Origin of the sequence: Salipiger marinus (genome assembly GCF_035481585.1) — a bacterium.
Taxonomy (GTDB): domain Bacteria; phylum Pseudomonadota; class Alphaproteobacteria; order Rhodobacterales; family Rhodobacteraceae; genus Salipiger; species Salipiger marinus.
The window spans coordinates 25064-33204 of record NZ_JAYKSL010000033.1 but is presented as its reverse complement, the minus strand read 5'-3'; the positions used below and the strand labels follow the sequence as shown (position 1 = coordinate 33204).

Genomic DNA, 8141 nt, shown 5'->3' with positions numbered 1-8141 from the left:
GTGGGGGCGGGAAGAGGCGGGGGGCCAGCCCCCCGCACCCCCCGGGATATTTGTGGCCGCTGGAAGGGTCAGGCGGAAGGGCGGTCAATGTCGAGCCCGCCACGGAACACGCGGCTGGCGCGGATGTCGGGTTCGGTCAGGGTGGACAGGGCCTGCGCGTCAAGCGGGCCGCGACCGGCCTCAAAGAGCCGGCTGGCCTGCCGCAGCCGCGCCCGGTCGAGCGCGTTGCGCAGCGAGCGGGCATTGGCGAAATGCGGCTGCTGGCGGCGGGCGGTGACATACTCGGCCATGGCGGCGCGGGCGGGACCGTCAAGCGCATAGCCTTGGGCATCCAGCATGGTCTGGGCGATCTGCAGCAGTTCGGCATCGCTGTAGTCGGGAAAGTCGATGTGATGGGCGATGCGCGAGCGGAAGCCGGGATTGGAGGCGAAGAACCGGTCCATCCGGTCGGCATAGCCCGCAAGGATCACCACCAGATCGTCGCGGTTGTTTTCCATGACCTGCAGCAGGATCTCGATCGCCTCCTGCCCGTAATCGCGTTCGTTTTCCGGACGGTAGAGGTAGTAGGCCTCGTCGATGAACAGCACGCCGCCCATCGCCTTCTTCAGCGCCTCCTTGGTCTTGGGGGCGGTATGGCCGATATACTGCCCCACCAGATCGTCGCGGGTGACGGTGACCAGATGGCCCTTGCGGACATAGCCCAGCCGGTGCAGCAGCTCCGCCATGCGCAGCGCCACCGTGGTCTTTCCGGTGCCGGGATTGCCGGTGAAGCTCATGTGCAGGGTGGGCGGCGCGCTGGCAAGGCCCAGTTCGCGCCGCGCCCGGTCGACCAGCAGCAGCGCCGCCGTCTCGCGGATACGGGCCTTGACCGGAGCGAGGCCGATCAGCGACCTGTCCAGATCCTGCAGGATGTCCCGGACGCCCGAGGCTTCACAGGCGGCGGTCAGATCCACGCTCTGGGGGCGGGGGACAGGGGCTGTGGATGACATGGGCGGGCTCCGGGCTTCTTCTGACCAAAAATATCCTGCGGGGGGTCCGGGGGGCGCAAAGCCCCCCGGCGCGGTGTTCAGGCGTAGCGGCGGCCCTCGGGTTCGCGCAGCGCGTAGCTTTCGATGCTGTAGCGGAGGCTGCGGCCCTCGCCCTCCTGCCGGACAAGACGGAAGCCGGGTTCGTCGGCGGGGCGGTTCACGATGAAGCTCATGCGGATGGATTCCCAGCCCGGCGTGCTGTCAAAGGCGATGACCCGGATGTATTTGCCGCCATGCATCTTGCGGCATTCGTTGACCTCGAACACCACGGCGGCGGCGTCGGGATTGTCGAACATCGGGTGGCCCCACATCTCCCAGTAGGTGTTGCGCGGGTGCGGATCGTCGGTCACCTCGACCGACACCGCCCAGCCCTGATCGATGGCATACTGGGCCTGTGCGTGGATGTCCTGATCGGTGAGGTCGGGCAGAAAGCTGAACTGGCCTTGTCTCAGTCGCATGGCATGTCTCCTGAAATCTGAACGGGGGAGGAGGGCGCGTGCCCTCCGGCGGCATCACATCGCCACGCTGGCGGTGGGGGCGTAATCAGGCGCATCGGTGGAGGCGTAGTCGAAGCTGACATCCTTCCAGACCTCCAGCGCCTGCTGCAGCGGGGTGCAGGTGCGGGCGGCGTCGCGCAGGATGTCCGGGCCTTCGTTCCAGATGTCGCGCCCCGCGTTGCGGGCAAAGACCATCGCCTCCAGCGCCACGCGGTTGGCGGTGGCGCCCGCCTGAATGCCCTGCGGGTGGCCGATGGTGCCGCCGCCGAACTGCAGCACCACGTCTTCGCCGAGATAGGTCAGCAGCTGGTGCATCTGCCCGGCATGGATGCCGCCCGAGGCCACCGGCATCATCTTGTTGAGCGAGGCCCAGTCCTGATCGAAGAAGATGCCGTTTTCCAGCGCCATCGGGTTCCGCTCCTCGCGGAAGATGTCGTAATAGCCCTTGGTGGTGGCGGGATCGCCTTCAAGCTTGCCGACCACGGTGCCTGCATGCAGGTGATCGACCCCGGCAAGCCGCATCCATTTGGCGATGACCCGGAAGCTGACGCCATGGCTGCGCTGGCGGGTATAGGTGGAATGCCCCGCCCGGTGCAGGTGCAGGATCATGTCATTGTCGCGCGCCCATTTGGCCATGGACTGGATCGCGGTATAGCCGATCACCAGATCGATCATCACGATGACCGAACCCAGCGACTTGGCGAATTCCGCGCGGGCATACATCTCTTCCATCGTGCCGGCGGTGACGTTGAGATAGGTGCCCTTGACCTCTCCCGTCGCGGCGGAGGCGCGGCTGACCGCCTCCATGCAGTAAAGAAACCGGTCCCGCCAGTGCATGAAGGGCTGGCTGTTGATGTTCTCGTCATCCTTGGTGAAATCGAGCCCGCCCTTCAGCGCCTCATAGACCACGCGGCCATAGTTGCGGCCCGACAGGCCCAGCTTGGGCTTGACCGTGGCCCCCAGCAGCGGGCGGCCGTAGACGTTGAGCCGTTCGCGTTCCACCACGATGCCGGTGGCGGGGCCCTGAAAGGTCTTCACATAGGCCACGGGCAGGCGCATGTCCTCCAGCCGCAGGGCTTTCAGCGGCTTGAAGCCGAAGACATTGCCGATGATCGAGGCGGTGAGATTGGCGATGGAGCCGCCTTCGAACAGGTCGAGATCATAGGCGATATAGGCAAAGAATTCGCCCGTGCTGTTGGGCACCGGATCGACGCGGTAGGCCTTGGCGCGGTATTTGTCGCAGGCGGTCAGCCGGTCGGTCCAGACCACGGTCCATGTGGCGGTGGAGGATTCGCCCGCGACGGCGGCGGCGGCTTCCACCGGATCCACGCCTTCCTGCGGGGTGATGCGGAAAAGCGCGATGATGTCGGTGTCCTTGGGGGTGTAATCCGGCTCCCAATAGCCCATCTGGGCGTATTTCATCACGCCCGCCGAATAGCGCTTCTTGGCGTCGGTGACGGTCTTGGCGTCGCTCATGTCGTTCATGGTCGTCCTCCTGCTGGGATGGCTCGGGCCGGGATGGGCCGGGATGGGCCGGGTCTGGGGCACGCGGGTGTCAGGCCGCGCGGGCGGCGGGATCGGGTGTCACGCCGCGCGGGCGGCGGCGATGCGGGGGGCGAGCGCGCCGCTGGCATAGCGCCGCGCCATGTCGTCAAGGCTGATCGGGGTGATCCGCTCTGCCTGTCCCGCCGCCCCGAAACGGTCGAGCCGGTCACGGCACAGCGCCTCCAGTTCCGCCATCGCGGGGATCAGGAACTTGCGCGGGTCGAATTCGCCGGGCTGTTCCTGCGCCACGCGGCGGAACTGCGCGGTCATCGCCATGCGGCAGTCGGTGTCGATATTGACCTTGCGCACGCCCATGCGGATGCCGCGTTCGATCTCGGCCAGCGGCACGCCCCATGTCTGCGGCATGTGGCCGCCATGGGCATTGATGAGATCCTGCAGCGCCTGCGGCACCGAGGAGGAGCCGTGCATCACCAGATGGGTGTCGGGCAGCTTGGCATGGATGGCGGCGATGGTGTCCATGGACAGGATCTCGCCATCGGGCTGGCGGGTGAATTTATAGGCGCCGTGCGAGGTGCCGCAGGCGATGGCCAGCGCGTCGCATTGCGTGGCCTGCACAAATTCCACCGCCTGATCGGGGTCGGTCAGCAGCTGGCTGTGGTCCAGCCTGCCTTCGGCGCCCGATCCGTCCTCGGCTGCGGCCTCGCCGGTTTCCAGACTGCCCAGCACCCCCAGTTCGCCTTCGACGCTGGCGCCGACGGCATGGGCGGCGCGGGTGACGCGGGCGGTGATCCGGGCGTTATAGGCGTAGCTGGCGGGGGTTTTCATGTCCTCCAGCAGCGAGCCGTCCATCATCACCGAGGTGAAGCCGTGGCGGATCGCCGACAGGCAGGTGGCGTCGTTATTGCCGTGGTCCTGATGCAGCACGATGGGGATGCGCGGGAACATCTCGGCCAGCGCCTGCACCATGTGGCGCAGCATCACGTCGCCCGCATAGCTGCGCGCGCCCCGGCTTGCCTGCAGGATGACCGGGGCGCGGCAGGCCTCGGCGGCGCGCAGGATCGCCAGCCCCTGTTCCATATTGTTGATGTTGAAGGCGGGCACGCCGTAGCCCTGATCTGCGGCGTGATCCAGCAACTGCCGGAGCGTGATGAGCGGCATGGGGGTCTCCTTTCCGGTGGGGGTCAGTGCGCGGCGGCGGGGCTGCGGGTCAGGTGGCGGGCCAGATCGGCCACGGCCTCGGCGGTGATGCCGAAATGGCGGTAAAGATCGGGCGCGGGGGCCGAGGCGCCAAAGCCGGTCATGCCGACAAAGCCATCGCCGGGGCGCAGCAGCAGCCCGTCCCAGCCCTGACGCACCGCTGCCTCGATCCCGATGCGGGGCGCATCCCCCAGCACCTCGGCGCGGTGTTCGGCACCCTGCACCGCAAAAAGCTCGAAACAGGGGGCAGAGACCACGGCGGCGGCGATGCCCTCTGCGGCCAGCAGATCGGCGGCGGCAAGCGCCAGTTCCACCTCGGATCCGGTGGCGATCAGCGTCACGTCGCGGTGCGGCGCCGCGCGCAGCACATAGGCGCCGCGTGCCACCAGATTGGCCTCCACATGCCGGGTGCGGACGGTGGGCAGGGCCTGCCGCGACAGGCACAGCACGACGGGCGTGGTGGTCTGCGCCAGCGCCAGCGCCCAGCTTTCGGCGGTTTCCACTGCATCGGCGGGGCGCAGCACCAGCAGGTTGGGCATGGCGCGCAGCGACGCGAGGGTTTCCACCGGCTGATGCGTCGGGCCATCCTCGCCCAGCCCGATGCTGTCATGGGTCATCACATAGGTGACGGGCACGCCCATCAGCGCCGACAGGCGCATGGCGGGGCGGCAGTAATCGGCAAAAGCAAGGAAGGTGCCGCCATAGGGCCGCAGCCCGCCATGCAGCGCGAGACCGTTCATCGCCGCCGCCATGGCATGTTCGCGGATGCCGTAATGGATGTAGCGGCCCGCATAATCGCCGGGGGCGACGGCGCGCATCCCCTTGGTGCGGGTGTTGTTCGATCCGGTCAGATCCGCCGATCCGCCCGCCGTGTCGGGCAGGGTGGCATTGACCACCTCCAGCGCCATCTCGCTGGCCTTGCGGGTGGCGACGCGGGGGGCATCCTGCGACAGGCGGTGCTTGTGGGCGGTCATCGCAGCCTCCAGCGCGCGGGCATCCACCGGACCCTGCGCGGCGCGGAACGCCTCGGCCTGCGGATGGGCCGCGACACGGCGCGCCCAGTCCTGCCGTGCGGCGGCGCCCCGGGCCGCGACGGCGCGCCAAGCGGCGCGCACCGGTTCGGGGATCTCGAAAGGCGGGTGCGGCCAGTCGAGCGCCCGGCGGGCGGCGGCAATCTCCTCTGTGCCCAAGGGCGCGCCATGCACGTCATGGCTGCCCTGTTTGGTGGGGGCGCCATAGCCGATCACCGTGCGGCAGGCGATCATCGAGGGGCGGGGATCGGTCCGCGCCAGTTCGATGGCCTGCGCGACCGCGTCCTTGTCATGGCCATCCACCGCCTGAACATGCCAGCCCGCCGCCGCGAACCGCGCCCGCTGGTCGGTGGAGGTCGACAGGTCGGTGCCGCCGTCGATGGTGATGCCGTTGTCATCCCAGAGCAGCACCAGCCGCCCCAGCCGCAGATGGCCGGCAAGGTCGATGGCCTCGTGGCTGATGCCTTCCATCAGGCAGCCATCGCCCGCGATCACATAGGTGAAATGATCGACCAGCGCGTCGCCGAACCGGGCATTGAGCATGCGTTCGGCCAGCGCCATGCCGACAGCGGTGGCCAGCCCCTGACCCAGCGGGCCGGTCGTCATCTCGATCCCCTTGGCATGGCCGTATTCGGGATGCCCCGCCGTGCGCGCGCCCAGCTGGCGAAAGCGGCGGATCTGGTCCATGGGCATGTCGTCATACCCCAGCAGGTGATGGATGGCGTAAACCAGCATCGAGCCATGGCCCGCGCTCATCACGAAGCGGTCGCGGTCGGGCCAGCGGTCCTGTTTCGGATCCAGCGTGACGAAGCGGTTGAACAGCACCGCCGCCACATCCGCCATGCCCATGGGCGCGCCGGGATGGCCGGAATTGGCCTGCTGCACCGCATCCATGGTCAGCGCGCGGATGGCATTGGCCATCAGGTCTTCGGTGGTGGTCACCTTGGTCTGCACGTTCATCGGTCGTCCTCCCTGTCAGGCGCGTCGGCTTTCGGTCACAAGCCGCTGGACCATGGGTGTGAAGATGAGCTGCATGGCGAGGTCCATCTTGCCGCCGGGGATCACGATGGAATTGGCGCGGCTCATCCAGCTGTTCTGGATCATCGAGGTCAGGTAGGGGAAATCGATCCCGCGCGGATTGCGGAAGCGGATCACCACAAGGCTTTCATCGGCGGTGGGGATCCAGCGGGCGATGAACGGGTTGGAGGTGTCGACCACCGGCACGCGCTGGAAATTCACGTCGGTCTGGGTGAATTGCGGACAGATGCAGTGCACATAGGCGTGCATCCGGCGCAGGATCACATCGGTCACGGCTTCGGTGGTGTAGCCGCGGCTGGCCTTGTCGCGGTGGATCTTCTGGATCCATTCAAGGTTGATGACCGGCACCACCCCGATCTTCAGATCGGCAAGCGCGGCAAGGTTCACCGCGTCATTGTCGACGGCGCCGTGCAGACCTTCGTAAAAGAGCAGGTCAGAGCCTTCCTCGAACGGCTCCCACGGGGTGAATTCGCCGGGAGGCGTGCTCCAGCGCGCGGCCTCCTGATCGTCATGCACGTAATGCCGGGTCTCGCCGCTGCCGGTCTGGGCATAGATGCGAAAGATGTCCTCCAGCTTGGCCAGTTCATTGGCGTCATAGGAGAAATGGCTGAAGGTCTCGTCCCCGGCGGCCTTGCGGGCGATCAGTTCCGCCTTCATGTCGGCGCGGTTGTAGCGGTGGAAGGCGTCGCCTTCCATGCTGACGGCGCGGATGCCCTCGCGGCGGAAGATCTGGTCAAAGGTCGTCTTGACCGTGGTCGTGCCCGCGCCGGAGGATCCGGTGACGGAGATGATGGGATGCTTCTTGCTCATGTCGGGGGCTTTCTGGTCAGGCGCGGAACAGGCCGCGATGGCCGAACAGGGCCGAAATCTCGGGCTCGGGCAGGTCGTGATAGGCGGTGACCTGATCCACCTTGCCCGCCGAGCCAAAGACGAAGGGCGTGCGGGCATGCAGGCTGGCGGGCACCAGATCCAGGATGCGGGTGCTACCATCGGTGGCGCGGCCCTGCGCCGCCTCGACCAGCAGCGCGATGGGGGCGCATTCATAGACCATCCGCAGCCTCCCCTGCGCATAGCCGGGCCGCGCGTCCGAGGGATACAGGAACAGCCCGCCCCGCGTCAGGATGCGGTGGGTTTCCGCCACCAGCGAGGCGATCCAGCGCATGTTGAAATTGCGCGCCCGGGGGCCATCCGCCCCGGCAAGGCAGTCGTCGATATAGGCGCGCACCGGCTTGGCCCAGTGCCGGTAGTTGGACGCGTTGATGGCGAATTCGCAGCTGTCCTCCGCCACGGTCACGGCCGGATCCAGCAGGGTGAAGCGCCCGGTGTCGGGATCAAGGATATAAGAGTGCAGCCCCGCCCCCACGGTCAGCATCAGCATGACCTGCGGGCCATAGATCACATAGCCTGCCGCGATCTGGTCATGCCCGGGGCGGAGGAACGTCTCCGCCCCGGTGTCCATCGCGGCACGGAGGGAGAAAATCGTGCCGATGGAGACGTTTGTTTCGATGTTGGACGATCCGTCCAGCGGGTCGATGGCCAGCGCGAGGGGGCCTGCCGGGTCCAGTTCTTCGACGCTGTCGCGTTCTTCGGAGGCATACCAGCGGATGCCGGTGCCGCGCAGGGCGCTGGCAAAGGCGTGGTCCGCGATCACGTCCAGCGCCTGCTGCGCGTCGCCATCGCTGTTGGCGCCCACCCGCGCGCCCATTTGTCCGGCAAGCGGACCGCGTGCGATGCGGCGGGCCAGATCGCGGGCGGTGCGGGCCAGCGCATCCAGCACCGGGCGCAGATCGGCGGGAATGGGGGCCTCGGGTGCGAACGGGCTTTGGTCGGTCATCAAGGCCTCC

7 protein-coding genes are annotated in these 8141 nt (G+C 67.5%); all 7 read right to left on the bottom strand.

Annotated features, from left to right (window positions below; all coding sequences use genetic code 11):
* Nucleotides 1-68 precede the first annotated feature (68 nt).
* Nucleotides 69-989, bottom strand: a complete 921-nt coding sequence (cbbX, locus tag VK682_RS25070) for a CbbX protein (RefSeq protein WP_230797984.1) — start codon at nucleotides 987-989, stop codon at nucleotides 69-71.
* 77 nt (nucleotides 990-1066) lie between these two features.
* The gene (locus VK682_RS25065; protein WP_089852067.1) at nucleotides 1067-1486 is read right to left on the bottom strand and encodes a ribulose bisphosphate carboxylase small subunit; all 420 of its coding nucleotides are present in this window, start codon (nucleotides 1484-1486) and stop codon (nucleotides 1067-1069) included.
* Between the two features lie 54 nt (nucleotides 1487-1540).
* Entirely contained in the window at nucleotides 1541-3001 is a 1461-nt protein-coding gene (locus VK682_RS25060) for a form I ribulose bisphosphate carboxylase large subunit (protein WP_230797985.1), read from the bottom strand.
* Nucleotides 3002-3109: 108 nt separating this feature from the next.
* A complete protein-coding gene (gene fba / locus VK682_RS25055; RefSeq protein ID WP_230797983.1) occupies nucleotides 3110-4189 on the bottom strand; it encodes a class II fructose-bisphosphate aldolase in 1080 nt (359 codons plus the stop codon).
* 23 nt (nucleotides 4190-4212) lie between these two features.
* Complete coding sequence (tkt, locus tag VK682_RS25050) at nucleotides 4213-6219, bottom strand: transketolase (protein ID WP_230797982.1); 2007 nt, start codon at nucleotides 6217-6219, stop codon at nucleotides 4213-4215.
* A gap of 15 nt (nucleotides 6220-6234) precedes the next feature.
* A complete protein-coding gene (locus tag VK682_RS25045; RefSeq protein ID WP_230797981.1) occupies nucleotides 6235-7107 on the bottom strand; it encodes a phosphoribulokinase in 873 nt (290 codons plus the stop codon).
* Nucleotides 7108-7123: 16 nt separating this feature from the next.
* A complete protein-coding gene (locus VK682_RS25040; protein ID WP_324782780.1) occupies nucleotides 7124-8131 on the bottom strand; it encodes a class 1 fructose-bisphosphatase in 1008 nt (335 codons plus the stop codon).
* Nucleotides 8132-8141 lie beyond the last annotated feature (10 nt).

Excerpts from the sequence above, each read along its gene's own strand:
- cbbX (WP_230797984.1), bottom strand. The coding sequence starts at position 989 with ATGTCATCCACAGCCCCTGTCCCCCGCCCCCAGAGCGTGGATCTGACC.
- VK682_RS25065 (WP_089852067.1), bottom strand. The coding sequence starts at position 1,486 with ATGCGACTGAGACAAGGCCAGTTCAGCTTTCTGCCCGACCTCACCGAT.
- VK682_RS25060 (WP_230797985.1), bottom strand. The coding sequence starts at position 3,001 with ATGAGCGACGCCAAGACCGTCACCGACGCCAAGAAGCGCTATTCGGCG.
- fba (WP_230797983.1), bottom strand. The coding sequence starts at position 4,189 with ATGCCGCTCATCACGCTCCGGCAGTTGCTGGATCACGCCGCAGATCAG.
- tkt (WP_230797982.1), bottom strand. The coding sequence starts at position 6,219 with ATGAACGTGCAGACCAAGGTGACCACCACCGAAGACCTGATGGCCAAT.
- VK682_RS25045 (WP_230797981.1), bottom strand. The coding sequence starts at position 7,107 with ATGAGCAAGAAGCATCCCATCATCTCCGTCACCGGATCCTCCGGCGCG.
- VK682_RS25040 (WP_324782780.1), bottom strand. The coding sequence starts at position 8,131 with ATGACCGACCAAAGCCCGTTCGCACCCGAGGCCCCCATTCCCGCCGAT.